The sequence below is a fragment of the Schwartzia sp. (in: firmicutes) genome (assembly GCF_978017985.1).
The window spans coordinates 1-26,177 of sequence record NZ_CDXDFU010000052.1 but is presented as its reverse complement, the minus strand read 5'-3'; the positions used below and the strand labels follow the sequence as shown (position 1 = coordinate 26,177).

General features: G+C 49.0%; 29 protein-coding genes. 4 read left to right on the top strand and 25 right to left on the bottom strand.

The genetic code is table 11. From position 1 onward, the window contains the following. The 11 genes from ACY69O_RS02655 to motA all read right to left on the bottom strand — a co-directional run. On the bottom strand, nucleotides 1–186 hold a 186-nt coding region (locus ACY69O_RS02655), incomplete at its 3' end, for a sodium ion-translocating decarboxylase subunit beta (protein WP_462331921.1). 94 nt (nucleotides 187–280) lie between these two features. Continuing rightward, nucleotides 281–628 carry an OadG family protein gene (locus ACY69O_RS02650; protein ID WP_462331920.1) on the bottom strand — a complete coding sequence of 116 codons (348 nt, stop codon included), beginning with the start codon at nucleotides 626–628 and terminating at the stop codon, nucleotides 281–283. A gap of 44 nt (nucleotides 629–672) precedes the next feature. After that, nucleotides 673–807 carry a hypothetical protein gene (locus ACY69O_RS02645; protein WP_462331919.1) on the bottom strand — a complete coding sequence of 45 codons (135 nt, stop codon included), beginning with the start codon at nucleotides 805–807 and terminating at the stop codon, nucleotides 673–675. A gap of 393 nt (nucleotides 808–1,200) precedes the next feature. After that, nucleotides 1,201–2,559, bottom strand: coding sequence for a phosphoglucosamine mutase (gene glmM / locus ACY69O_RS02640; RefSeq protein ID WP_462331918.1), 1,359 nt, complete (start codon nucleotides 2,557–2,559; stop codon nucleotides 1,201–1,203). A gap of 45 nt (nucleotides 2,560–2,604) precedes the next feature. After that, nucleotides 2,605–4,224 (bottom strand): NAD(P)/FAD-dependent oxidoreductase, encoded by a 1,620-nt coding sequence (locus ACY69O_RS02635; RefSeq protein WP_462331917.1) that lies wholly within the window; start codon nucleotides 4,222–4,224, stop codon nucleotides 2,605–2,607. A gap of 61 nt (nucleotides 4,225–4,285) precedes the next feature. Beyond that, complete coding sequence (locus tag ACY69O_RS02630) at nucleotides 4,286–5,215, bottom strand: CdaR family protein (protein ID WP_462331916.1); 930 nt, start codon at nucleotides 5,213–5,215, stop codon at nucleotides 4,286–4,288. Further along, nucleotides 5,212–6,069 (bottom strand): diadenylate cyclase CdaA, encoded by an 858-nt coding sequence (cdaA, locus tag ACY69O_RS02625; RefSeq protein ID WP_462331915.1) that lies wholly within the window; start codon nucleotides 6,067–6,069, stop codon nucleotides 5,212–5,214. The genes ACY69O_RS02630 and cdaA overlap by 4 nt, the downstream gene beginning before the upstream one ends. A 209-nt stretch (nucleotides 6,070–6,278) precedes the next feature. After that, on the bottom strand, nucleotides 6,279–7,811 hold the full coding sequence (locus ACY69O_RS02620) for an NAD(P)H-hydrate dehydratase (protein ID WP_462331914.1): 1,533 nt from the start codon (nucleotides 7,809–7,811) through the stop codon (nucleotides 6,279–6,281). Continuing rightward, a complete protein-coding gene (gene acpS, locus ACY69O_RS02615) occupies nucleotides 7,808–8,191 on the bottom strand; it encodes a holo-ACP synthase (RefSeq protein WP_462331913.1) in 384 nt (127 codons plus the stop codon). Before acpS ends, ACY69O_RS02620 begins: the two co-directional genes overlap by 4 nt. Nucleotides 8,192–8,254: 63 nt before the next feature. After that, nucleotides 8,255–9,025 (bottom strand): flagellar motor protein MotB, encoded by a 771-nt coding sequence (locus ACY69O_RS02610; protein ID WP_462331912.1) that lies wholly within the window; start codon nucleotides 9,023–9,025, stop codon nucleotides 8,255–8,257. Between the two features lie 3 nt (nucleotides 9,026–9,028). Next, entirely contained in the window at nucleotides 9,029–9,859 is an 831-nt protein-coding gene (motA, locus tag ACY69O_RS02605; RefSeq protein ID WP_462331911.1) for a flagellar motor stator protein MotA, read from the bottom strand. Between the two features lie 230 nt (nucleotides 9,860–10,089). Here motA and ACY69O_RS02600 point away from each other — a divergent pair, with 230 nt between their 5' ends. From ACY69O_RS02600 to ACY69O_RS02590, 3 genes are all read left to right on the top strand, one after another. Then, nucleotides 10,090–10,980 carry a LysR family transcriptional regulator gene (locus ACY69O_RS02600; protein ID WP_462331910.1) on the top strand — a complete coding sequence of 297 codons (891 nt, stop codon included), beginning with the start codon at nucleotides 10,090–10,092 and terminating at the stop codon, nucleotides 10,978–10,980. Between the two features lie 157 nt (nucleotides 10,981–11,137). Then, nucleotides 11,138–12,370: an LL-diaminopimelate aminotransferase gene (locus tag ACY69O_RS02595; RefSeq protein ID WP_462331909.1), complete on the top strand. Its 1,233-nt coding sequence runs from the start codon at nucleotides 11,138–11,140 to the stop codon at nucleotides 12,368–12,370. Nucleotides 12,371–12,395: 25 nt separating this feature from the next. Beyond that, nucleotides 12,396–13,094, top strand: a complete 699-nt coding sequence (locus ACY69O_RS02590) for a hypothetical protein (protein ID WP_462331908.1) — start codon at nucleotides 12,396–12,398, stop codon at nucleotides 13,092–13,094. Nucleotides 13,095–13,146: 52 nt separating this feature from the next. On the opposite strand, the gene ACY69O_RS02585 is transcribed toward ACY69O_RS02590, so the two are convergent. After that, nucleotides 13,147–14,382 (bottom strand): aminopeptidase, encoded by a 1,236-nt coding sequence (locus tag ACY69O_RS02585; RefSeq protein WP_462331907.1) that lies wholly within the window; start codon nucleotides 14,380–14,382, stop codon nucleotides 13,147–13,149. Nucleotides 14,383–14,524: 142 nt separating this feature from the next. Beyond that, nucleotides 14,525–15,607: a M48 family metallopeptidase gene (locus tag ACY69O_RS02580; protein WP_462331906.1), complete on the bottom strand. Its 1,083-nt coding sequence runs from the start codon at nucleotides 15,605–15,607 to the stop codon at nucleotides 14,525–14,527. Nucleotides 15,608–15,772: 165 nt separating this feature from the next. On the opposite strand from ACY69O_RS02580, the gene ACY69O_RS02575 reads away from it, so the two are divergent. Then, nucleotides 15,773–16,786, top strand: a complete 1,014-nt coding sequence (locus ACY69O_RS02575; RefSeq protein ID WP_462331905.1) for an AI-2E family transporter — start codon at nucleotides 15,773–15,775, stop codon at nucleotides 16,784–16,786. Nucleotides 16,787–16,844: 58 nt separating this feature from the next. Here the strand turns inward: ACY69O_RS02575 and ACY69O_RS02570 are convergent, their stop codons facing one another. The 12 genes from ACY69O_RS02570 to rpmA all read right to left on the bottom strand — a co-directional run bounded on the left by ACY69O_RS02570 (nucleotide 16,845) and on the right by rpmA (nucleotide 26,163). After that, complete coding sequence (locus tag ACY69O_RS02570) at nucleotides 16,845–17,804, bottom strand: chemotaxis protein (protein WP_462331904.1); 960 nt, start codon at nucleotides 17,802–17,804, stop codon at nucleotides 16,845–16,847. Nucleotides 17,805–17,916: 112 nt separating this feature from the next. Next, the gene (locus tag ACY69O_RS02565) at nucleotides 17,917–18,834 is read right to left on the bottom strand and encodes a CvfB family protein (RefSeq protein WP_462331903.1); all 918 of its coding nucleotides are present in this window, start codon (nucleotides 18,832–18,834) and stop codon (nucleotides 17,917–17,919) included. Next, the gene (gene rsfS, locus ACY69O_RS02560) at nucleotides 18,824–19,195 is read right to left on the bottom strand and encodes a ribosome silencing factor (RefSeq protein ID WP_462331902.1); all 372 of its coding nucleotides are present in this window, start codon (nucleotides 19,193–19,195) and stop codon (nucleotides 18,824–18,826) included. The genes ACY69O_RS02565 and rsfS overlap by 11 nt, the downstream gene beginning before the upstream one ends. After that, nucleotides 19,196–20,200 (bottom strand): LCP family protein, encoded by a 1,005-nt coding sequence (locus tag ACY69O_RS02555; RefSeq protein ID WP_462331901.1) that lies wholly within the window; start codon nucleotides 20,198–20,200, stop codon nucleotides 19,196–19,198. It abuts the gene before it with no gap. A 33-nt stretch (nucleotides 20,201–20,233) separates the two neighbouring features. After that, entirely contained in the window at nucleotides 20,234–20,815 is a 582-nt protein-coding gene (gene yqeK / locus ACY69O_RS02550; protein WP_462331900.1) for a bis(5'-nucleosyl)-tetraphosphatase (symmetrical) YqeK, read from the bottom strand. Beyond that, the gene (nadD, locus tag ACY69O_RS02545; protein ID WP_462331899.1) at nucleotides 20,805–21,452 is read right to left on the bottom strand and encodes a nicotinate-nucleotide adenylyltransferase; all 648 of its coding nucleotides are present in this window, start codon (nucleotides 21,450–21,452) and stop codon (nucleotides 20,805–20,807) included. The genes yqeK and nadD overlap by 11 nt, the downstream gene beginning before the upstream one ends. A gap of 14 nt (nucleotides 21,453–21,466) precedes the next feature. Further along, a complete protein-coding gene (locus tag ACY69O_RS02540) occupies nucleotides 21,467–21,607 on the bottom strand; it encodes a hypothetical protein (RefSeq protein WP_462331898.1) in 141 nt (46 codons plus the stop codon). Continuing rightward, nucleotides 21,607–22,860 carry a glutamate-5-semialdehyde dehydrogenase gene (locus ACY69O_RS02535; protein WP_462331897.1) on the bottom strand — a complete coding sequence of 418 codons (1,254 nt, stop codon included), beginning with the start codon at nucleotides 22,858–22,860 and terminating at the stop codon, nucleotides 21,607–21,609. The genes ACY69O_RS02540 and ACY69O_RS02535 overlap by 1 nt, the downstream gene beginning before the upstream one ends. A gap of 166 nt (nucleotides 22,861–23,026) precedes the next feature. Then, nucleotides 23,027–24,151 (bottom strand): glutamate 5-kinase, encoded by a 1,125-nt coding sequence (gene proB, locus ACY69O_RS02530; RefSeq protein ID WP_462331896.1) that lies wholly within the window; start codon nucleotides 24,149–24,151, stop codon nucleotides 23,027–23,029. 14 nt (nucleotides 24,152–24,165) lie between these two features. Further along, nucleotides 24,166–24,468, bottom strand: coding sequence for a ribosome assembly RNA-binding protein YhbY (gene yhbY, locus ACY69O_RS02525; protein ID WP_462331895.1), 303 nt, complete (start codon nucleotides 24,466–24,468; stop codon nucleotides 24,166–24,168). A 23-nt stretch (nucleotides 24,469–24,491) separates the two neighbouring features. Beyond that, nucleotides 24,492–25,775, bottom strand: coding sequence for a GTPase ObgE (gene obgE, locus ACY69O_RS02520; protein ID WP_462331894.1), 1,284 nt, complete (start codon nucleotides 25,773–25,775; stop codon nucleotides 24,492–24,494). Nucleotides 25,776–25,875: 100 nt separating this feature from the next. Beyond that, on the bottom strand, nucleotides 25,876–26,163 hold the full coding sequence (gene rpmA, locus ACY69O_RS02515; RefSeq protein ID WP_462331922.1) for a 50S ribosomal protein L27: 288 nt from the start codon (nucleotides 26,161–26,163) through the stop codon (nucleotides 25,876–25,878). Nucleotides 26,164–26,177 lie beyond the last annotated feature (14 nt).

The window sequence follows — 26,177 nt, the reverse complement described above, 5'->3', positions numbered from 1 at the left end:
GTTAGCCATGATGCAGCCGAAAGCGATCGGCGAAAGAAGCAGCGGCTCATACTCTTTGACAAATGCCATGTAGAGCAGGAAGCAGCCGACCAGCATCATGATAACGTTTCCGCCCGTCAGGGCCTGGAAACCACTGTCATTCCAGACAGATGCGATCGATACAACAAACGCATTCCAAACTTCCATTCTGATAATTCCTCCTTAGGCGGCTGACTGTCTTTTGACAGTGCCGTTTCTTGGGAATCAATGATTAAGTCCGCAGAACTTATTCAGTGATTCCTCAGCAGACTGTGTTGCTCAGTGCCGTCGCGCGGGCATTGTTTTTCCATACAGTGCTCTCAAGCGGGCGAACCGTAACGATGCGGGCTTCGCTGTCGTATGCTGCTACTGCAGCGGCAATAACGGCGATAACTGCGCTGTTGTCTGCTTTCGGAGCGGCTGCCGGTGCAGCCGCAGGAGCAGCAGCCTTAGGTGCCGCAGCCGGTTTCTTTTCCTCTTTGGCCTTTGCTGTAGGGTCGCAGAGATGGATAAGACGAATCATTGCACTCAAGCCCATCAGCACAGCAAAAACGATTGTCATGTTGATAAGCATGATGATGAATGGATTCGTGGTAACCGGATGTCCCATGTAAAATCACCTCATTTTTTGCCGGTCCGGGAAACCGACAGGTTTTACTTGCTTTTTTTCGTTGGGTCAGCAATATGGATCAAACGAATCATCGCGCTCAATCCCATCAGAACAGCAAACACGATTGCCATGTTGATGAGCATGATAATGAACGGATTCGTTGTCACCGGATGTCCCATACGTCTCACCTCACTTTCTTTGCAAAAGGAGCATGACAGGTTTTCGTTCCCCCTGTCATGTGCCTTGTGCTCCGCCGCTCCGCATCCGGCGGGAGCCATCCGGCATCTATCCTTTTTGGAATATTGCGGTCGAACGCATTTTATTTTCGTCTATCCCGCAATACAGGATTATTTTATACCGTAACGGGATTAGTGTCAATGAAATTTACTGATTATTTAGAGATTCACGACTTTTATAACATTTATATACCGTTGGCATAATTATTCCTTATATGGAATTCTTATGCCATTTTATAATTTTTAGTCTGGATTTTGCGAGTAAGATATTTCCCATTTTGGAATACAAAGGTATAAAAAAATCCCCCGTTTCACGGGGGATTCAATAGGTTTGAGTTATTTACCGAGTTCGTCTTTTACAACACCGGCAATTTTGTTGCATATATTATTGAGTTCATCTTCGTCAGGGCCTTCTGCCATTACACGTATAAGCGGCTCAGTACCGGACGGGCGCACAAGAATACGTCCTGTCTCCCCGAGGGCTTTATTGCCTTCTTCAATAGCCTTTGTAATAGCTGCGTTCTCTTCCCAGCCCTCTTTTGTTTTAACAGTGACGTTTATAAGCACCTGCGGATAGCTCGTCATCATGGCATTAAGCACAGATGCTTTCTTTCCGCTGCGTTTTACTGCAGAAAGTACCTGCAGCGCTGTTATGAGGCCGTCGCCCGTCGTAGCAAAATCAGAGAAGATGATGTGTCCGGACTGCTCACCGCCAAGGCAGTGACCGTTTTGCAGCATATTTTCGAGGACATATCGGTCTCCGACCTTTGTTACCTCAACATGGCCCCCGGCAGCTTTCACGGCCTGATGGAAGCCTATATTTGCCATGACAGTCGTAACAATCGTGTCATTGGCAAGCTTTCCCTGCTTCATGCGGTCAAGTCCGCACATAACAAGGATATGATCTCCGTCGATGACTTCTCCCTTTTCGTCAATGCAAAGGCAGCGGTCAGCATCACCGTCATGAGCTATACCTAGATCAGCCTTATATTCCAGTACGGCCTGCTTCAGTGCGTCAAGATGTGTAGAGCCGCAGTTATCATTGATATTCGTGCCATAAGGTGCTGCATTAATTACAGTGAGGTCAGCGCCGAGACGGCGGAGAACAGCAGGCATTACCTCGTAGGCCGCTCCGTTTGCACAGTCAAGAACTACCTTCATTCCGTCAAGCCGCACATCTGTTGTGGAGAGAACATATTCAAGATAATGCTTGACGAGGTCGTGACGGAATTCCACCGTTCCTATTTCACCGCCATGCGGACGATAGAGCTCATCGCCGTTTTCAATACGGTGAACAATGCTTTCAATCTCATCCTCTACGGCGTCCGGCAGCTTGTAGCCGTCTCCTCCGAAGAATTTAATTCCGTTGTCGTAGTACGGATTGTGTGAAGCGGAAACAACAATTCCCGCCTTCATGTTCATGGTTTTTGCAAAATATGCGACTGCAGGGGTCGGAACAATACCGGCAACAATTGCGCGGCCGCCTGCGGAAGTAATTCCTGCCGACAGGGCGGATTCAAACATCGTTCCCGAAATACGTGTATCACGTCCAATAATAATAGAAGGCTGTTTATCGTCCTCCGATTTTTCACTGAAATACAAAGTCGCCGCACGTCCGAGGCGGTATGCCAGTTCCGGTGTAAGCTCCCGGTTTGCCACTCCGCGGACACCGTCTGTGCCAAAAAGTCGTGCCATGAGATAACCTCCAATGTAATTGAAAAACTTTCTTCTAATATAAAATCAACCTATAGTATGCCCGCTTTTTTTCAAAAAAGCAAGTGCCGTATTAACACCGTCGACAGCGGCGCTCATTATGCCGCCTGCGTAGCCTGCTCCTTCTCCCATGGGGAAAAGGCCCTGTGTCGATACTGATTCGTATGTATCACGGGAACGGATTATACGGCATGGAGCAGAAGAACGCATTTCCACTCCCGTCATAGGCGCTCCCGGGTCGTCAAACCCTTTGATTTTGCGCCCGAAGAAAGGAAGCGCGTCAGCAAGCGTTTTTGCTATCACAGGGGGCAGACATTCCCTCAGGTCGCACGGAATTACACCGGGCCTGTATGAAGGAGCAACAAGATAATCAGTGCTCCCCTTTCTGCCGGAAAGAAAATCTCCTACAGTCTGAACAGGTGCGCGGTAATCCCCTCCGCCTAGCCTGTATGCCAATGCTTCATATTCACGCTGGAGCGCAATTCCTCCCAGCACATCTCCCTTGAAATCTTCCGCCGCAACCTGCACCAGAAGCGCCGCGTTTGCAATGCCTGAATCACGCGCATAAAGGCTCATGCCGTTTGTAACAACACGACCTTCTTCTGATGCTGCCGCAACAACCTGACCTCCCGGGCACATGCAGAAGGAGTATGCTCCCCTTCCCGTTTCCGTGTCCTTGTAGGTCAACGCGTAGTCTGCCGCATGAAGCTTAGGATTTCCCGCATCCTCTCCGTACTGGCTTCTGTCTATAAGCTCCTGCGGGTGCTCAATACGGACTCCTGCGGCAAAGGGCTTTGCTTCCATGCTGATACCTTTTCCGTAGAGCATGTGGTATGTATCCCGCGCCGAGTGGCCTATCCCCAGAAGCACCGCGTTTGTCTCAATGCGCTCACTGCCGTTTACCACAACTGCCTTAATACCGTCAGAGGATATTTCAATATCCGTAACGGTACATCCGAAGCGCACCTCGCCCCCGAGCTGCCGTATTCTTTCACGGACGTTTTTTACAATTCCGCGCAAAAGGTCAGTTCCTATATGAGGTTTATGAAGCCGCAGGATTTCATCAGGCGCGCCTGCTTCCACAAAAACCTTCAGTATATCCGCCATGACAGGGTCACTAATACGCGTGGTGAGCTTTCCGTCGGAAAATGTTCCGGCGCCGCCTTCTCCGAACTGCACATTCGTCGTAGTATCAAGACGGCCTCCGTTCCAGAAGTCTTCTATGGCGCGCTGACGTGCATCCACATCATCACCACGTTCCAGCACAAGCGGCGCGCAGCCTGCCTCGGCAAGAAGAAGCGCAGAAAACATTCCCGCGGGGCCGAAGCCCACAATAACAGGACGCTCAGACGCGCCCGCAATGCTCCTGACACGTTCAAACACAGACGGAATCTCATCAGGTGCCTTTGAGAGCTGCTTATCACGCTTCATGCGCTGCAGTATTTTGTTGTCGCCCTCCTTGGTTTCCACGTCAACCACATAGACAAATGATATGGGTGCTCCCCGGTACCTTCTGGCATCAATATTTTCACGGACAACGCGTAAACGCCGAACCGAACCGGCATCTATGTGCAGGCGCCTCGCCACTGCTGCCTGCAGCGCCGTGTCATCTGCCAAAGGTATATTCAGATTAGAAATTCGTATCATTGGTTTCCCCCGTACAACAAAAGCACGGCCTCTGTTTTCAAAAGAGGCCGTGCATGCCTGTTTATTCTTTTTCTATTTCAATATTCACAAAAACCATTTTGTTTGTGACCGTAACACCGTTTGGCAGGCTAATAAGCACTGCGCGGCGGGTGTTTTTCGTAAGCTCGGAGACCGTAATAGGCTCAGTCGTCAGCGAGTTTATCGGATTGATGATAGAAGATTCCCCGGCTATTTCGACACGTGTCGGCTCAATCTTAACAGACTTTACAGCGTATCCCTCGGGCACTGTCCCCTCAAAAAGCGGCTTAACGTCTACAATCTTCTTTGAAAGCCCTCTTGCGAGCTGAACATGTACACTAACAGATTTCGGAATGACCCTGACATCATCAATTCCCGTTCCTTCATCTCCGATGGCAGTAAGCGGAACGTGAACATCAACATCAGTATCGCTGGACTGCGTCAGCCCCACATAACCAATAACCTGCGCAACCTCCTTGACAGAGGAACGCGGTCCTTCAACCGTTACCGTAGGGGTGTTCGGAGCTACGCTGGCCACCGCCATATCCTTAGGAGCCTGTCCCACGCGGATAAGAGTGATATCCATAGCGCGCTGCACAATCGGGTCAATGGTGACCTCAATCATATCCGGAGATACCTCCACAGCTTCTACGCCCTGAGGAATCACCGTATGCACCTTCAGCTTATGCGTTCCAGGTTCGACACTGTCCAGATTAATGAAGGCACGGACATCATCCTGGTCTATGGAAGCAATCGCTGAACGTGTCCCGCGAAGCTTGATTTTTATGTTCTCATCGCTCAGATTAATCTTTGAACCGTCCGGTGCATTTAGCATCATAACAGGAACACGATAGCTGGTATCACTCATCGGATTCTGGTCCTGCACTACGAAAATCCAGAGGATAACCGCCCCCAGAAGGGCAAATATCTTGGCTATAGGTTTCCTGCGAATAAGGTTCAGAAACCAGCTCATTTCTTCTTCCTCCAGTTCGCTACAATTTCCTTAATAGAAGCATTTTCCCGTGTGAAAATCGGGCTCAGATAACCGAGAAGCTTTTCGGAATCGAGGCGGCGAACAATATGGCCTTCTTCGCACACCGACACAGTACCCGTTTCCTCGCTCACAACTATAACAAGCGCATCGCACTGCTCGGAAAGACCGATAGCGGCGCGATGGCGTGTGCCGAGCTCAGAGGAAAGAGAATGATTATCCGTGAGCGGAAGCAGGCAGCCTGCAGCAATGAGGCGCTTTCCGCGAATGACAATGGCACCGTCATGAAGCGGCGTATTAGGAATAAAGACGTTCATCAAAAAATCCGCCGTAACAAGTCCGTCAATCTGTATACCTGATGCGCATATATCATTCAATCCCATTTCACGCTCAATTACAATCAAAGCTCCTATTTTCTGCCTTGAAAGTCTGAACACAGCGTTATCAATCTCTTTGACGAGAGAACGGGCTTCCTCGTCATTTATGAACACCGACTTTCCAAACAGCCGGCCCTGCCCCAAATGCTCCAGTGTTCTGCGAAGCTCAGGCTGAAACACTATGGGCAATGCGACAAAGAGCAGCGTCAAAACCTTCTCCAGCATCCAGTTCATCGCGTTAAGATCGACCAAATCCGTAATAACCGTGATAACCAGAAGCACTATAAGACCCTTCAGGATAGTAATAGCGCGTGTGTCCTCGAGCATACCGTACATTTTATAAAATATGATTGCTACCAAAAGTATGTCGAGCACATCACGAGGCCCTATAGTCATAAAGATTCCACGTATCTGCCCCGGCAGCAGCATTGCTGAGAAAGATACATCAGAAAAATCCATAAGCAACAACTCCAAAATAAAATCTATAATTAAAGGTATTCGCCTTCAGTCTGTAAAATCCTTGTTCAGATTACGAGAAAAAAATGAAAAATTTGTGAAGCATACCTTCATTTATTACATAGAAGATTCTTTAGGGTACACCTCATCAACCGCTAACGCGATCCCTAAGTCAGCATGCCACAGGCATGTTGACACTCCTAAAGGAGAAGTCAATTTTTTCTTGCCTTCGGAATGTTTCGCAGGATATCCCCCGCAAGAAGTCCGTCCCCGTTTTCTTCAGCTGCCATGTCACCGGCAGCTCCGTGGAGATATACACCGAGAAGAGGCGCGTTCTCTGAAGAGGCTTCCTCCATAAGTCCGGCAATCGTTCCGGCCAGCACATCACCGGAGCCTGCAGTCGCCATGCCCGCGTTCCCCTTTGATGTGAAATATATCCTTCCGTCCGGATACACAACAATGGTACATTCGCTTTTTACAACAAGGACAGTCCCCCAATCCGAAGCGGCTTTTCTGCATATCTGAAGGAGATTCTGTCTGAGCTCGGATACCTTTATTCCAAGGAGTCCGGCCATTTCTCCCAGATGCGGTGTCAATATGACGGGGTTTGCTATCCCCTTTAATTCCTGCGTATAGCCCTGCCAAGCGAAAAGTCCGTCTGCATCTATGATTGTCGGTTTGCCTGCCGTCTTTACAAATTCTCGTATCATATGCGATGTCTGCGGGTCACGTCCGAGTCCCGGCCCTATAAGAACAGCATCAGAATCTGCCGCAAGCTTTTTCAGCGGTTCAAGAGCATCATCTCCCAGCACTCCGGGGCGCAGCTCAGGAAGCGCGCGAACCATTACCTCGGTCAGCTTCATTGCAAGCACCGCCGTAAGACTGTTTGCCGTGGCAAGTATAGAAATCCCGCCCCCTGCGCGGAGAACGGCCTCCGATGCCATAGCCGCTGCTCCGGTCATTCCTCGGGAGCCTGCAACTACCAGCACACGTCCGCAGCTTCCCTTGTAAGCGTCCAGCGGGCGTGCCGGAATAATCGCTTTTGCCAGATTATCATCAAGATATTCCTGCATGATTCCCTTATCGTTCAGAAGCGGCGGCGGCATGCTTATATCGTCGACAACAAGACGTCCCGTAAACGCTTCACCCGGGCAGAAGAAGTGTCCTGCCTTCGGGAGTCCGAAGGTCACTGTGACCGCAGCGCTTACAGCCGTCTCCGCTTCCCCCGTATCTGCGTTTACGCCGCTCGGTATATCAATGGAAACAATAGGCATTCCTGCCTCATTCATCATGTTTATAATTTTTTCGTATGTCTCATTCAGCTTTCCGGAAAAACCGGTTCCGAGGAGACCGTCCACAGCCGCGTCAGAGAGCTTGAGCCATAGCTTCAGCTTATCCCAATCATGCTCTGTCTTCATTTCATAAACAGGGATTTCAAGCGCACGGCAGATTTCGAGATTTTTTGCCGCTTCATCGGAAAGATGCTCCGTATTTCCGATACAGAAAACAGCAACACGGGTTCCGTGGTTTGAAAGATGACGCGCAGCCGCGAAAGCATCACCGCCGTTGTTGCCGCTTCCTGCAAAAACACTGACGGTTTTGGACTCAAAACCCTCCATGATATCTCCCACGACACCCATGACGGCACGTCCCGCATTTTCCATCAGAATAGACGGTGGAATATGATACTTTTCTGCCGCAAGCTTATCCATCTGGCGCATTTCATCAGACAATGCAATTTTCATCTATCCTTCTCCTCCTCCACGCAGCAGGACGCCGCCGCATATTCCTTCACATGTGTAAGGGAAACCGAAATTTCGGAAATACCAAGCGAAGCAGCGCGCTCCGAAAGCTTTCCCGAGAGTGTAACATGAGGGCAGCCCGCTTCATCGTTAAGTATTTCAATCTCCGTAAGCGAACCTCCCGAAAGCCCTGTTCCCAATGCCTTCAGTACGGCCTCTTTCCCTGCCCATCGTGCAGCATACGAAGCCGCGCGGCCTTTCCCTCTTGCGTCGCAGTACTCCTGCTCTGCTTTCGTATAGACCGTATCTATAAAATGCTGTTTCTTTATCGCTTTTTCCACACGCCCGACCTCAACAAGATCTATGCCCGTACGGATATGCATGTACTTCACCTCAAAAGTAAAAAAGGGGCTGTCGTTCTTCAATCGACAACCCCTCAGATTCCTTTATTTTGCTACAAGGGTACCTTCTGCCATCTTGAAGCTCCGATTAATCAAAATCTCAACGCGCCGGTTCTGGCTGCGTCCTTCCTCCGTTTCGTTCGATGCAACAGGACGATACTCACTGTACCCCAGTGCACTGAAACGTGCCGGATTCAAATTCGGATTCGATGCCAACAGGAACTTCATGAAATTCAATGCGCGTGCAGAACTGAGTTCCCAGTTCGACGGATACTGCCCCGTGGAAATAGGGACGTTATCCGTGTGCCCTGAAATAACAACATTCTCCGGAATCGCTGCCAAAAGCCCCGCAACAACCGGGCCAACAAGCTGAGATTCCGGAACAAGCTCTGCCGAGCCTGATGGGAAAAGTGCCTTTTCTTTAATACGAATCATCAAGCCATCTTCAGTAAGTGTTGTATGCAGACTTCCCTCAAGATGATTTTCCCTGATATAGTTATCCAACTGACGCTGTATATGCTGAAGCGTTTCATTTTCAGCAATATACGCACCGTTGCCGCTGTCCTCGCCGGACTGTGCCGTGCCTCCCGTGGAATACATGAACGCAGGACCTACGCCGGGGAAAAATCCGGCACCGCCGCTGAAAGCCATGTGAAAAGCGTTACCCATCTGCTGAACCTTGTTCTTATCCATAGCACCCATACAGAACAGGCACAGGAACAAAGCGAACAGAAGCGTGAGCATATCGGAATACGGCAGGAGCCAAGCCTCGCCTGCTTCCTCTTCGTGAGGTGGCGGAGTTTTCTTTCTTGCCATGTATTAACCCTCCTTCTTCAAAGCTGCACGCTCGGTCTGCGGGATAAATACCATGAGCTTTGCTTCGATTGCCGTCGGTGAATCACCGGCCTGCAGTGAAAGGATACCTTCAATAATCATACGTTTCATGCCGATTTCTTCCTCAGACATGACTTTCAGCTTATTAGCAATAGGCATCCACATAACGTATCCTGTGAAAATACCGAGGAACGTAGCGATAAACGCGGACGCGATAGCGTGACCGAGTTTATCAATATCATTCAAGTTACCGAGAGCCGCTATCAGACCGACAACGGCGCCAAGAACGCCCAGCGTCGGTGCATACGTACCTGCCTGAATAAACAGGGAACGGCCCGTTGCATGGCGCTGCTGCATAACCGAAAGCTCTGCATCCAAAACGTCGCTGACGAACTCAGGATCCATACCATCGATAACCATACTGAGACCTGTACGGAAGAACGGGTCCTGAATGTCCTGTACTTTACTCTCAAGAGCAAGGATACCTTCACGGCGTGCAATCTGAGAAAGCTCAATGAAAAGCTCCAAGAGCTCTGCCTTCTGCTGACCGGACGGTGCATTAAGAGTTTTCTTTACCAGCTTAGGAAACGTCGACATATGCTCCATGCGGAAGCCGATAAAGAGGCAGGCAAACGTACCGCCAATGATAATCATGTATGCGGCCGGATTGATCAACGAGGAAAGCGGTGCACCCTTTACGACCATTCCGACGAAGATAGATATAATCGCCAGAACGATACCTATCAATGTAGCTTTTTCCAAAATATGTCCTCTCCTTTTTCCCTGACACTTCCTATTTAGAAAGTCGTCTTCCATGACGCAATTAATAACACTTTTACTTTATTATTCCATAAAAACTCAAAAAATCCTACCAAATCGCCACAAAAAAATTTATAAAATCAAAATTTCGGACTAATCTCCCATCTTTCACTTTCTATCTTCCCATTTGACTATAAATTGCTTTGTTTTAATTATTCATACTACCACCTTTCATTAAAATATGTTATAATGAGTCCGAAGTAATAAACCTTGGGGTGTATGAGTATATGAAAAAAATACCTGTAGAACTGCGCCAGCTAGAATACTTTCAGATGGCAGCAAGACTGAAAAACTTAACACGCGCAGCGGAGCGACTCCATGTGTCCCAGCCGAATATCACCGTAGCGATTAAAAAACTTGAGTCCTCGCTCGGAATTCAGCTCTTCGACCGCAGTCAGAAACAGCTTTCGCTCACTCCGGAGGGATCTGTGTTTTTAAGCCGCGTGGATGTGGCCCTTCGAAATGTGCAGGATGCTCTTGTCGAAATCGACGATTATAAGCAGCTTCAGAAGGGTACTATCCGTATCGGCATTCCGCCGATGATCGGTTCATTCCTTTTCCCCCGCATCTACTGCGAATTCCGCCGCCAACATCCGAACCTTGCCATCAACCTGTTTGAGGAAGGCTCGAAAATGGCCCGCGAGAAGCTTGAAGAGGATGAGATTGATTTCGGCATCGTTATCATCTCCGATCCTTCTCCGAAGCTTTCAGTTCTTTCTATGGCTACCTGCCAGCTCGTTGTGGGCGTACCAGAAAATCATCCTCTGGCACAGAAGTCTTCTGTCACACTGGACGATTTTGCCGAAGCTGAGAGCATTTTCATGAAGGAAGGTTCCTTCCTCCGTTCGCAGATTCTCGATAAATGCCATGATCAGGGGCTTGAGCCTAATATCATTATCGAATCGAATCAGATTGAGACCATCAAAGGTCTTGTCTCGTCAGGCGCAGGTATCACCTGTCTTCTCGATTTCGTTCTTGAGAACACTCCGGGCATCAAGGTTCTTCCCTTCAAGGAACCGCTTTTCTACGACCTCGGTCTCGCCTGGAAGAAGGAACGCTACGTATCTCATGCGGCACAGGCATTCATTGATTTTTGCCGCGACCAGCTTATCCGCTGAACCATGCAAACCATCAAAAGCGCTGCTTTATGCGGCGCTTTTTTATTTTGCCTTTTATGTGCCTGCCTCTGATGTTTTTTATTTATTGTATTGCAAAATCATAGTATTGTGCTAAAATATAACAAAAAAGTATAGAAGACATAAAGGAGGCCATATTATGGCATACATTAACGAGAATTATCTTAAACTGCCGGGCAGTTATCTTTTTGCGGAAGTCGCGCGCCGCGTTTCCGAATATAAAAAAAATCACCCGTCTGCAGACATAATACGTCTTGGAATCGGAGATGTCACACTTCCTCTTCCGCAGGCTTCTATTGACGCCATGCACAAGGCTGTGGACGAGATGGCTCATGCAGAAACCTTCCGCGGCTACGGTCCGGAGCAGGGCTACCCCTTCCTCATCGAAGCTGTACGCAAGCACAACTACACTGACCGCGGACTTGATATCGCCGCAGATGAAATTTTTATCAGTGACGGTTCAAAAAGCGACTGCGGCAATATACAGGAAATTTTTGCCGAGAATTCTACTGTTGCAATCACAGATCCTGTTTATCCTGTATACCTTGACACAAATGTAATGGCCGGACGGACAGGCACGCTTAAAGAGGACGGGCATTTCGAGGGCGTTGTTTATCTTGCCTCAAATGCGGAAAACAATTTCTGCCCGGCGCTTCCGAAGGAGCATGTGGATATGCTCTATCTCTGCTGCCCGAACAACCCTACAGGCACAACCCTTTCTCATTCCGAGCTCAAAAAATGGGTTGATTATGCCCGCGCGAATGACACAGTGATTTTATTCGACGCGGCCTATGCAGCATATATCTCAGAGCCTGATGTTCCCCGCTCCATTTACGAAATTGAAGGGGCAAAGGATGTCGCCATTGAGTTCCGTTCCTTCTCAAAAACAGCAGGTTTTACAGGAACACGCTGCGGCTACACGGTCATTCCGAAGACTGTCACGGCAAAAGCAAAGGACGGAAGCCGCCATCCGCTCAACGCTCTCTGGAACCGCCGCCATTGCACCAAATTTAACGGTACCGCATATATAGTACAGCGCGGTGCCGAGGCAATCTACACAGAGGAAGGACAGGCTCAGGTCAAAGAAAACATTTCCTATTATATGAAGAATGCACGCATCATCCGTGAAGGGCTTAAGACCGCAGGCATTACCGCTTTCGGCGGAATCAATGCTCCATACATCTGGCTCAAGACTCCGGACGGATTGAAATCATGGGACTTTTTTGATAAACTTCTTGATAGAGGCAATGTTGTCGGCACACCGGGTGTTGGCTTCGGACCGTGCGGCGAGGGTTATTTCCGCCTGACTGCGTTCGGAGACCGTGAAAACACAGAGCGGGCCGTGGAGCGTATTTCAAAATTAAAATTTTGATGCTTTTTGAAAGGAGACGATTCCCATGAAATCTCTGTTTCGTATCTTTTTTCTGATGCTTGCCGCGGTTTTTATCACCCTGCCATCAGGATATTCATCACCGGTTGATTCCGTGGATGAATCGTATGACTTTCAAAAAATCAAAAACGTCATGATTTATGACATCGATTTATCGGGGCAGGAATTAAGCGCCTCCGATAACACCAGTCTGCAGCAGAACTTCCGTATGCAGGCAGAAAAGCTTTTGGAGATTCCATCACTTGATAAGGTCAGGCTCAATCGCAAGATTTCTCTTGCAATCGGCAAAGATCTTGATGTAATCGAGAAAAACAACCCCGAAGAATATGCTGCTCTCGTAAACAGTAATCTCCGTGTGGTTGCAGATATCTATGTAAAATCTGAACTGATTGAGTATACCATCGGTACGTATACCATTCCCGCGCACACTGACTGGAAAACAGTCACGGATTATGATACCTACCGCGACAAGGACGGTCATACCCACACTGTATCACACCAGCGCACGATACCTGTATATGTACCCGAGCAGCAGGGCCCCTATACTCATGTGAAGATGCGTTTTTACTCCTATGACGCAGTAACAGGCAAGGTAATTTTTACACGTGAGGAAACCCGCGAAGATGACGACTCCCGTGACTGTCTTGATACATACAACAAGATTGTCCGGTCGTATTTCAGAGACCTCAGAAAGAAAATTAAATAAGCCGAATAAAAAAGGGCAGCATCTGCAATGGATGCTGCTCTTTTTACGTGCGTCAAAACTCTACGAAATTTCCGTTTCTGAACACGGGGATTTCCTTGCCGTCCTTTGTTATTCCCGTGATATTCATATCCTCTGAGCCTATCATAAAGTCCTCATGGAGAATGGAATCATTTACTCCATGCTGCAAAAGCTCAACGCTGTTCATTTCAGCTCCACCCTTTATGCAGGTGGGATATGCCTTTCCGAGAGCAAGATGGCAGGCCGCATTTTCATCAAACAGGGTATTGTAGAAAAGGATTCCGCTGTTTGAAATAGGAGAATCAAAAGGAACAAGAGCACATTCACCAAGATGGAGCGCGCCTTCGTCCGTCGTCAGAAGCTCCTTCAGTATTTCCTTCCCCTTCGCCGCATCATAATCAGTTACCTTTCCGTCTTTGAAGGTAAGGCACATTCCTTCGATGAGATTTCCGTTGAATACCAGCGGCTTTGTCGCGTATACGACACCGTCCACACGGTCACGGTCAGGCAGTGTATATATTTCCTCGGTAGGCATATTAGCTACGAAGGACGTTCCGCTCTGAGTGTCCTCGGCGCCCCCGGCCCATATATGTCCCTCAGGAAGCCCGACTGTCAAATCCGTACCCATGGAATTCGTATAATGAAGCGCATGGAATGCATTACGGTTCATAAAGTCGGCTGCCTTCGCCAGAAATGCCGTATGTTTACGCCATTTCTCAACTGCATCTCCGCTGCCGTCTATGCGTACCGTGCGGAAAATCTCCTCCCAAAGGGCACCCACTGCCTCTTTTGCCGATTTATCCGGGAAAATCTTTTTCGCCCAGTCCTCCGTCGGTATGGAAACTACACACCACGCATTCTTGTTTGACATCAGGCGCGCGCGGTATTCAAGAAGTGCTTCTCCTGCCGCCTTCTGTGAACGCTGAAGACGGTCCGGCTCAACGTCCTTGAATATTTCCGGATTATCTGCGTGAATTGAGATAAACACAGCATCGTCTGCCGCCATGTCATCACAGAATTTTTTCCGCCATTCAGGGAAATTATCAAATGCCTCTGAAGGAGCCTTTTTGAAACGCAGATGAGCAAATTTTTCATCGCCCCACTGTATCACCGCGTCCTTCGCTCCTGCCTCAAAAGCTTCTTTTGCTATACGGCGTGCAAAATCCGCACACTCAATTGGAGCGTTTATAACCGCCGGCTGTCCCTTCTGCAGATTTACTCCCACCCGCACGATAAGACGCGCATATTCATTAAGCATGGCTTCGTTCATGCAATCATTCCTTTCTATTAAAGACACATTTCGCTCAGGTTTTCATATTACCATAGAAGTCTTTCGCCGTGAAGTCTCCCTGTAACGCGAAAATAAATATTGCCCTCCCCATTGGAGAAGGCAATATTTTTGCATTTCAATATCAGCGAATTTTATTAAGCGAGGATACAAGCTCATCAAGAGACGGGTCTCCCGGATAAACACCCATTACAGGCTGTTCACCAAAGTAAAGCGTCTCTCCGTCGCTGTAGGCTTCACCCGCAGAGCCGTTGTGGTATGCCGCAGCGAGATTTCCCGCTATAAAGCACGCGCGCTCGTTTCCACCCATGACATCGTCCGCAGCGGGTGTTACGAAATCCTTTCCGTTAACCTTTATCAGAGCCGCCTTGTCGCTGAATATGAGTTCAACCTTTCCTCCGCTGTACTCCTTCAGCTTCTTGGCGTAGTTATCGCGGCGCTCCTTGTGTGAAGGGTGGTCAGACGGATTGAAAATATCACCGACAAAATCAGACGAACCTGAGCCGTACTTATCCATTACACGCTGCCAGATTGCCGCACACGCTCCCGGGTTATACTGTGAGTGGGTTATATACTCAAACGCGAGATTATCTGCTTCCCATTCATTCGGCTTTGTTACGTGAACCGCGTCAATATTGTTGACAAGTATATTGCCTATAGCATCTATTCCCGTAGCCCCCGCAATAACAGTTCCTGCCAGGACAGCGTTAAGTCTTCCCTTGAGTCCCTTGCGCACATGCTCCTTCTGCCCATGTCCCATCTCATGCGCCAGTACCACAGCAATCTCATCATCATTGGCAACAAGATTGAACATACCCGTATTCACGCTCATATTATGACCAAGCGAGCAAAAAGCATTAAAGCTGTTGTCCGTATTGATGAAATAATTATACGGCTTTTCGTAAATAGTCGGGTCTACCGCTCCTACAGAATCCGTAAGGTTTTCCATGATGTCGTCCAGGCGCGCGTTCAGGTACGGATCATTGTTTACACCATACTGGGCTTTCATTTTACCAAAGAACTCCTCACGTCCATCGTTATCATAATACTTCATGGCCGCGTCTGCCTGCTGATACTGCCCTGCTGCCTGAATGGCTCCTCCGAGAATATTTCCCCAGCCGGCATTTGCAGTAGGAGCGGGAGCCAGCGTAAATGCCATCACTGCCGCCGCAGCTGCCGCTGCCGCTTTATTTCTAAAGGACTTCATAAAACAAATCACGCTCCTTTTTCATATATCTATTTCAATTATAACGCCGCATGTATGAAAAAAAAATGATACATTAAGCCGTATGATTTGTTCATCAATATTCGACAAAATTCAAACAATAGCATTATAATATAATGTACATACAAACATAAAGGAGCATTATCCATGTGGAATCAGCATAAAACTTCTATAATCCTGGCTGCAACCTTCATTATTATGCTTTCAACCTTCTGGTTTATTCCGCAGCTGGGATTCGTTATCTTCATAGCGCTGCTCATAGATTTACTCCTGAGGCCGCTCGTCACGCGTCTTCAGAATTTCCGCGGTATGCCAAGGAGCCTTGCCTCTGCAATAAGCCTTATCGCTTTTATCGTGTGTGTAGGCAGCCTGCTGGCTTTGCTTTCCTCCACACTTGCAGCATCTCTCCAGCGATTCGCCCGCGATTTGCCTGAGCTCACAGACAATCTTCGGCTGGCTTTCGCTTCGTCCAGCTTTATTTCAACGCAGATAGACGAGCTTTGGCAGGAGCTTGCTTCTCTCTCCATCTCGGCACTGCGTTCCTCCCTTAATACACTTGTATCTATTTTTTCAAAAATCTTTGATACAGTCATTATTCTGTTTACCGCTTTCTATCTGCTGAAGGACGGGAGAAAAATACAGCGCTGGTTTGCGGGACTCTTTCCACAGAAAGACCACCGCCGTGTATTCCGTCTTCTCACAACCATACTTCGTTCCCTGCATGTATATATCTACAGTCAGTTAACCATCTGCTTCATTATGGGATTTATCGTATTTTGCTATTTCTCCTACAGAAACCTTCCGTACGCGTCGGTTTTTGCCGTTATCTCCGGTGTCAGTGAATTTGTTCCCGTAATCGGACCTACAATTGCCTCAGCCTTCGGTACCGCGCTTACGGCGACTGTTTCCCCTTGGGTTGCAGCGCAGACACTCTGTTTCTACGTAATAATAACCCAGCTTAATCACAATCTGATTTACCCGACTCTCATAGGGCGTTCACTTCACCTCCACCCCGTAGCCATACTTCTTGGTATTCTTCTGGGTGGCTGCCTCCTTGACGCGCCCGGAATGTTCCTTGCTGTGCCCATCATGGTCATAGTACGTCTTGTAATCATAGACATTAAAAATGACGGAATCTATCTGAACCCTAAATCCAAATAAACCTCATTTTTCGCACAAAAAAAGCTGCCGTTTACACGGCAGCTTTTAATTTTACTTATTAAGCGCTGGGCTGTTCTTCCATCTTCGGATCAATGTTAAAAATGAGCTTGTCCATCAAGCCGATAAGCTGATTGATTTCCGGTTTTGCAATCTGTCCGTTTGCACCGAGCTCATCACCCTTGCGGCGCATTTCCTCATTGATAAGTGAGGAGAACAGAATGAGCGGAACATCATGCAGACGCTCGTCCTCGCGAATCAGCTTCAGCAGACGGTGACCGTCCATCTTCGGCATCTCGATATCGGAAACGATAAGGCTGACATGGTCTTTGATATCTCCGTCCTGCTTTGCAAGAGCCGAGAGATAATCCCAAGCTTCCTGACCATTGGTATTTCCTTTGACGAAGTTATAGCCGGACTCATGCAGTGTCGAAACAAGCAGGTCGCGAAGCATCGGGGAGTCCTCTGCGACAACGATGTGCTCCTTCGCACGGCGTTCCTTGATATCAGCTTTAGCCTCGGCAAACGTCGTGAGCTTCTGATTGATTTCAGGATTGATTTCCGCAATGATTGTCTCGAAATCGAGCAGAAGAACAATCTTGTCATTCTCAAATTTGATGATACCAACAACACGGGACTGGTCACCGACCTCCGGCGTCGGCTCCATTTCCTTCCATGAAATACGGTGGATACGGGATACGTTATCAACGAGGAAGCCGATATTGTAGTTGTTGATTTCCGTTACAATGATGTTCTTCGGCTGATCAGTTCCATGTACATTAAGGCACCGCGGCAGATTGACGAGCGGAATGGCACGTCCGCGCAGTGTGAAAAGTCCGTCAACATACGGATGTGCCTGTGGCATGCTCGTTACGGGGAACGCTGCAGCCGTAATGACCTCACGCACTTTAGCAACATTTATACCATAGTTAACGTCTCCTATATTGAACTCGACGATTTCGAATTCATTTGTACCCGTTTCAAGCAGAATTCCCTTGCTTTCCTTTTTTTCCTCTGCCAATTTTATCGCCCCCAGCTAAATCATTCCCTGATGTCAGGTAAAATACATTTCCATTATTAATTATTTATATTCGTGACGGAATCCAAATATCCTTCTTTTTATAAAAAAATTTTTATTTCGAGGAAGCGTCCCCGTCACTTTCTTCTTTCAGATATGTCCAACCGTCGCGTTCTTCAACCAATCCCTGTTTCATCAGATGTCCCAGAGCCCGTTTGAAAGCGCTTTTGCTGATTTGGAATTTATCCTTTATGACCTCCGGTGACGTGGAATCACTGTACGGCATCTTGCCGTGACGTTCTCTCAAAAGCCTGAGAATAACATCACCGTCGCTCGTCATTGCCTTTTCCTTAATTTCCCTGAGAGATGCATTAAGGCGGCCGTCCTTTCGGACGTACGTAACACGGGCGGTCACTGTCGCGCCGACACGCGGCCTGTCCTTCATTTCCTTGTTGTCAATGAACACGATATAGTGCTCTTCTGAAAAAAGGAACGCTCCGCTGTCCGTGTAGTTATAAATCTGGCCTGTTACAAAGCTTCCTACCTTCACGTCATTTGCCGGCTTTGACGCACGGCGCATTTCGTCCTCAACCTCCATAGTAACCGCGAGGCGTCCGGATTTATCCGTATAAAGCTTTGCCCATACCACTTCCCCGATCTGGGGACGTCCGCGCATACCGGCGTAAGGCATGAATATGCCGCGCTCTGCCCCTACGTCGAGAAAAGCACCGTCACGGCTCACATTTATGACCTTTAGGCGGGCAATCTGCCCTTCCTTCATCTTCGGTGTTCGCATGCTTGCAGTCAGGCGGCGTTTAGGGTCGAGATACAGAAAGACCTCTACTTCATCGCCTACAGCAACAGGAGCCGTCTGCTGCAGATTATGCAGCAGTATATCATCACCGGTACTGCCCGTCCCTGCGTCCAGCCAGGCGCCCATCTCACCGAGACGTACCACCTTCAGCTTTTCTACCGTTCCGGGTTTGTAACGGCGTACTTCTTTTTCCTGCGGATCCATTTCTTTAATCCTCATACGGAGTAAGCTCCGCATCTCCCCAAAGCTGCTCAAGAGCGTAATATTCACGGCTGTCGCGCGTAAATATGTGCGCTACAACATCGCCGTAATCCATAAGAACCCACTCGCCCTCGCGGTAGCCCTCCTTATGGTTGAACTCAATGCCCTCCTTCTGCAGCTCCTCTTCAATAGCATCCGCGATTGCGCGCGTCTGCGTAGCTGTATTGCCCGAGCATACGACAAAATAATCCGTCGTAATCGTTATATCGGACATTTTCATCAGAACGATATCATTCGCTTTTTTGCTTGCAGCTGCAGCCGCAACCGCATTTGCCAGTTCCTTTGATGTCTGAATCACACAAATCCTCCTTTGTTCCATCTACTTTTCCGGTGCCGGTTCAGGCTCCGGGAAAAGCTCCTTCATCTTTTCCTGTATCTTTGCCTCATTTGGGAGCCACAGCTTATCGTCGTACGGTGCTGTTTCCCCAGGGAGCATTATCGTCTCGGGAAGCTCCTTCTTGAGGCTTTTGACTATATTCATAAGCTTTGCTGTATCCCAAATCTCCGCATTGGTATTTATATCCTCGCGAAGAATACGGGAAAGCTCCGGTGCTTTTTTAAGTGTATCAAGCTGCAGCACTCGCTCATACATTGCCTTCACAAAACGGTGCTGGCGCTGCACCCGGCCGATATCGCCAAGCTCTCCGCTTCTGTAGCGGAGAAATTTCTGTGCCGTCTCGCCGTTCATGTGCTGATAGCCCTGCGGCAGATGTATCGACAACCCTTCAACCGGGTCCTCATAATCCATGGGCAGCTCCACATACACATCAATGCCGTCCAGCGTATTCACTATATCTGACAGTGCCTTCATATTGATTACCGCATAATACTGTATGGTAATCCCCAAAAGGTCTCTCGCAGTGCGGACAGTACCTTTTACACCTTGCTCGGTGTAAACATCAGATATCGGTACCGTTCCCTTCGCACGATCAACTCCCACCAGTGTCCCCTTTGGTATGGAAAGCACTCTGAGATTGCCGTTGGAATTATCAATGCTCACCAGCATAAGAGTATCTGCCTGCTGACCGTTTCCGTGCACACCGTTATCAACGCCGAGAACAAGAATATTCATATAGGCATCAGTGTGCTCATCTGACGGCAGTCTGAGCTGCTCCTGCTTCTTTGTATAAGCCTCATAGTCAGCCTTGAACACATCATAGACTGCTGAACCCCACAAATAGGCATGATAAGTTCCCCATCCCATGGCTCCCAGCAGTATCATCAGCAGAATCAGCCTGAAAAACTGACGGATGCGGTGGAGCCTGCGACGTTTTCTTTTTTCTTTTATGTTTTCGCGGGTCTGACTATCCGTCTTCCTGCTCATGCTTAAATCCTTTCCCTGGTCTATCTGTACCGGTCAGACTTCCTTTCCTGCCTTCATCAGCAGGAGTTCATTCCGTGCGATAACCGTATCCGGATGAATAAGGTGCCTCTTTTCAACCACAAAAGAAATCGAACGGCTCAATCCCTCAAGAGTCATATCATCAAGACTGTCCTCCCGCGCAGCCCTGCGGAGCTCTTCCACTCCCGGGTAATCACGGGTAGGCTCCATCATATCCGCGAAATAAATTACCTTATCCAGCGGAGTCATGCCGGAAGCCCCCACAGTATGACGTTCAATGGCCCTCAGTATATCTGCGTCCTTCACTCCGTAGATTTCCTCAGCCCTTCGTGCTCCCAAAGGCGCATGCAGAAGAAGCGGCATGGAGCGCTCAACATCTCCTATGGCTATACCCCTCTTTTCGGCCTCAGAAATCATATCATCATTTGAAAACTCTCTGGCACAGTCGTGGAGAAGTCCCGCCAGCCGTGCTTTTTCAACATCAAGCCCGAACCTTTCGGCAAGAAATGCAGCCGTATCCGCCACCCCGACAGAGTGCAGAAAGCGGCTCCGTTTCAGCCTTTTTTCCAGTTCAGCCTTACATTCCTCATAATTCATCTTTGTACAAACCCTTTTGATAAATATATGCTTCAACCTCCGGCGGCACAATATACCGTATGGAATGGCCTTTTCTCAGCCTATCCCTGATATCCGTCGAAGATATTTCAAATTCCGGTGTTTCCAAAGTATGTATATGCTTCTCTCCAAGCTCACCGAAGCGGGCGCGGATATCCTTGTCATCAGGCTCACAGCCCGGACGCTGCGCCGTGACAAACTCGCATATCTCCAGGAGCTTTTCAATCCTGTTCCATGTCCCTATATCGTGAATAACATCAGCGCCTATGATAAAGAAAAAATCCGTATCCTCGCCGTATTTTTCCAGAAAAGCACGAACCGTATCAATGGAATATGACGGCCCCGGGCGCTTAAGCTCAATATCCGATACCTCAAAATACGGATTTGCCGCAGTAGCCAAAAGTGCCATCTGATACCTGTCCTCAGCCGGTGCAATATGCCTGTCCAGCTTGTGGGGCGGTACAGCCGCAGGAATGAATATGACCTTTTCCAGTCCATACTCCGAGCGCACAGCCTCTGCCATCATAAGATGTCCAACATGAATAGGGTCAAAGGTTCCGCCTAAAAGCCCGACGCGATGACGCTTTTGTTTTTTTTGCTCTTTTGTTTCCGTGCCCATATTTTTCATCTCTGTCAAGAAAAAAGCAAACGCAAAAGTACAATAATAACGGCAGCCGTAAGCAGTATAACGAAAAGCCCCTTGGCATAATCCTTGATATCATGGCGCCCCTTGGGATTCCGCCAATACTGCAGCAAGGTACGAAACCACCCCATCAGCGGATCTGCCCTTCTCCGTAAATAAGATATTTTGTGCTTGTAAGCTCATTTAATCCCATAGGTCCGCGGGCGTGCAGCTTCTGCGTACTGATACCGATTTCCGCACCGAAGCCAAACTCAAAGCCATCGGTAAAGCGGGTGGACGCGTTCACATAAACCGCGGCAGCGTCAATTTCCTGCTGGAAACGGTGTGCCCGCTGAAGGTCGCGGGTGACTATGGATTCGGAATGGCCCGTATTATATCGGTTGATATGCTCAATAGCCTCATCAATATCCTTTACGACACGTATGGACAGAATGAGGTCGTCATATTCCGTTGCCCAGTCTTCCTCCGTTGCCTTTTCCGCATCTGTGATTATTTCGCAGGTACGCTCGCAGCCGCGCAGCTCAACCTTCTTTTCACGCATTGCTTCAGCCAGCTTCGGCAGAAAAGCCTCTGCCTCCTTCTCATGGACAAGCAGTGTCTCCATTGCGTTGCACACAGACGGGCGCGAAGTCTTTGCATTCACGGCAATTTGCAGAGCCATATCAAGGTCAGCGCCCTCATCAACAAACGTATGGCAAATACCTGCTCCCGTCTCGATAACAGGAACCTGGCTTTCCTTAACTATACGCTGAATCAGCCCTGCCCCTCCGCGGGGAATTATTACGTCCAAAAGACCTTTAAGACGCATCATTTCGCCTACAGCCTCACGGTCATCACTGTCAATGAACTGCAAAGCCCCTTCAGGAATCCCTGCCTCATAAGCAGCCTTGGCAAGAAGCGAGCTTATTACACGGTTGGAGCGAAGTGCCTCAGAGCCTCCGCGGAGAAGCACCGCGTTGCCGGATTTCAGGCACAGCGCAGCCGCATCAGCTGTTACATTCGGACGCGCCTCGTAAACTATGCCTATAACACCGATAGGAACCTTAACACGTCTGATTTCAATTCCATTGGGGCGGACAGTCTCCCATTCGCCCTCGCCAATCGGGTCCGGAAGAGCCGCCGTCTGACGGAGTCCGTCTGCCATGGCATGAATACGGTTTTCATCAAGCATAAGACGGTCGAGGAATGAACGCTTCGTTCCCTTCTTGCGTGCTGCCTCCAGGTCTTCCTTATTGGCCTCCAGAATAACCGATGCCCTTTCCTCAAGCGCATAGGCCATAGCCTCAAGAGCTTTATTTTTTATCGGAGACGGAAGAACTCCAAGACGGCGCGACGCAGCCTTTGCTTCCTTCGCCTGCTCATAAATCATATCATGTAAATTCATCGGCGTGACCTCCTGACCCCACCCGTTTCCCTTGAAAAAAGAAAAGGAAAACGGCCCACGGCCGTTTTCCTTAATTATCGCACATAGCACAGGCTTCGTCAATTTTTTGAGAAACCCCTTGTCCCCTTCAATTCCCGCTGTACAAAGCAGAAAAATCCTCGAAACATCAGCCCATCAGTACCATATTGTCACGATGGATAACTTCTGTTTTCTGCGCCTCAGGCAGCAGCGTACTGATTTCCTCTGTACGGCGGCCGGCTATACGGCGGAGGGTATCGGCGTCATAATTCGTAATGCCGCGGGCAATTTCTCTTCCCGAAGGGTCCAGTACGCGTACTGTGCTCTTCTCCGTAAAATTCCCCTCTATATTCAACAATCCTGCGGGCAAAAGGCTGGAGCCCTTTTCCAGCATGGCCTTCGCGCATCCGACATCTACCATCAGGTCTCCGGCAATATGTCGGCCGAAAGCAAGCCAGCTTTTTCTCACCCGGAGATGAGCTTCCTTTGCGGGAAAGAACGTTCCCGTCATTTCCCCTTCCAGAATAGAACGAATCGTCCCGGGCTTATCTCCCGAAGCTATTACCATAGATACGCCTGCACTGCGGGCAATCTTCGCAGCCTCGATTTTCGTGTGCATGCCTCCGGTTCCCACATCTGAAAGAACTCCGCCTGCCATCTGCTCTATCTCCGGAGTGATTTCCTCAATGAGAGGAATGAGCTTTGCGTCCGGATTAGTCTGCGGATTTGCGGTATAAACACCGTCCACATCCGACAGCAGAATCAAAAGGTCAGCATCAATAAGCGACGCCACCGTCGCGGACAGATTATCGTTGTCTCCGATTTTCAACTCATCAACGGAAACAGCATCATTCTCATTGATAACAGGAACAATATTCAGCGAAAGCATCTCTATAAGCGCGTTGCGGGAATTGGCGTACTGGTTGTGACGTGCAGAGTTCTCCTTTGTAAGAAGCACCTGCCCCGCTGCCTGCCCATAGGAGGCAAAGAGCGTTTCATATACATGCATAAGTATTCCCTGACCCACGGCAGCCATTGCCTGACGTTCGGGAATAGAATCCGATTTCTTTCGGTTCATTCTGTCACGCCCCACCGCGATAGCGCCCGAGGAAACAAGCACAATCTCGCGGCCCTGGTTTGCAAGGTCCGCCAGCTCGCGCACAAGGGCTTCGAGGCGGTTCAAATTCATCTTTCCTGTCGGATATGTGATGGTGCTTGTCCCGACCTTTACTACAATACGCTTTGCATCTCTGAGTTTTGCTCTTGCGTCCATGAGAGACCCTCCGTTTATGGCAGCTCGATTTTCGGCTTCTCGAAATTGCGCTTGAAAAGCAGTCCGTTGCGTCCGATGACCTGTACCAGGTCTGCATCAACACGCTCCGTCAGCATATTAAGTATATCCCTTGGCTCCTCCGGTGCATTCTTCTGCACGCGGACCTTGATAAGCTCTCTTTTCTTTATAACATCCTTTGCCGACTCAACAACAGTCGGCGTAACGCCCTCAAGCCCGATATTTACCACAGGCTCCAGTTTAACACCCATTGAGCGCAGGAATCTTTTCTGTTTGCCGGTTAAAGTATTGCGAATCAAATTTATTCTCCTTCAGCAGGGAGTTATTCCCTGAATTCAAACTCCATATCACCGATACGGACGGTATTTCCTTCCTGAATGCCGCGCTTTTTGAGACGGGCATCAAGTCCCTTCATGCGCCAGATATACTGGAAACGGCGCAGAGCCTCATCATTGCCGAAGTTCGTCATTGCCACGAGCTTTTCAAGAGCCTTTCCGTGTACGACGAAATCTCCACGGTCATTGCGCGTAATGGTAATCTTCTCCGGATCGTCCATCTTCTCCGCATCATAGACCTTATCCTCTTCCGTCTGCTCAGGCTCCTCAACATAATTATCAAGAAGCTCAACTGTCTTCTCCAAAAGCTCCTTGAGTCCCGTATGCGTCGCCGCGGAAACAGCGAAAATAGGAATATTTTCTTCCTTTGCCAGCTTCTTGAGTTTTTCAAGATTTTCCTCCGCTCCCGGAAGATCCATCTTATTCGCCACCAGAATCTGCGGGCGTCGTGCAATCTTTTCACTGTATTTCTTCAGCTCAGCATTTATACGGTGATAATCCTCCACAGGGTCGCGGCCCTCAATACCGGACGCGTCCACAATATGCAGGATAACCTTCGTGCGCTCAACGTGACGCAGGAAATCATGTCCCAGTCCCGCGCCGTCCGCAGCCCCCTCAATAAGGCCCGGAATATCCGCCATAACAAAACTCTTCTCATCATCAACACGGACAACACCCAACACAGGCGTAATCGTCGTGAAATGATACTCTGCGATTTCCGGACGTGCCGCGGACACGCATGCGATAAGACTTGATTTTCCGACACTCGGATATCCAACAAGACCCACATCTGCCAAAAGCTTAAGCTCAAGAAGAAGCGTCTTGCTCTCACCCGGCTCGCCCAGCTCCGCGAAGGACGGAGTACGGTTGCGGCTGGAAGCAAACTTCGCATTTCCGCGTCCTCCGCGTCCTCCCTTGGCAACTACGGCCTTCTGCCCTATCTCCGTAAGGTCCGCGATAATCTCCCCGGTATCTGCGTCCTTTACAATAGTTCCGGGGGGAACCTTTACGATACAGTGCGGCGCGTTAGCTCCGTACTGATTCTTGATATCGCCGTTTTCACCGTTCTCTCCCTTGAACTTTCTGTGATAGCGAAAATCAAGCAGCGTATTAAGATTCGGGTCAACGACGAAAATAACGTCAGCACCGCGTCCGCCGTCACCCCCCGAAGGGCCTCCCTTCGGTACGAATTTTTCACGACGGAAAGCGGATTTACCGTGACCGCCGTCGCCCGCCTTTACCATAATTGTTGTACGATCAATAAACTGCATAAAATCCTCCAGGCGGGCACACCCGCACCAATTCCATTCCAAACCTGAACAATAAAAAGAATACCTGCGCCCGAGGACGCAGGTACCTGTATCATTTCAATTAAGCTTCGTCTGCAGTGTAAACACTGACCTGACGGTTGTAGCGGCCCTTGCGCTCGAAAGCAACTTTGCCAGCCACCTTTGCGAACAGCGTGTCGTCACCGCCGATGCCAACATTGTGACCCGGATGGAAGTGCGTGCCTCTCTGGCGAACGAGGATGCTGCCTGCCGTTACAAATGTACCGGCCTGCTCCTTAACGCCCAGACGCTTTGCCTCACTGTCGCGGCCGTTACGCGTGCTGCTGACACCTTTTTTATGTGCAAATAACTGTAAATCAAATTTGAACATCATGCTGTTTCACC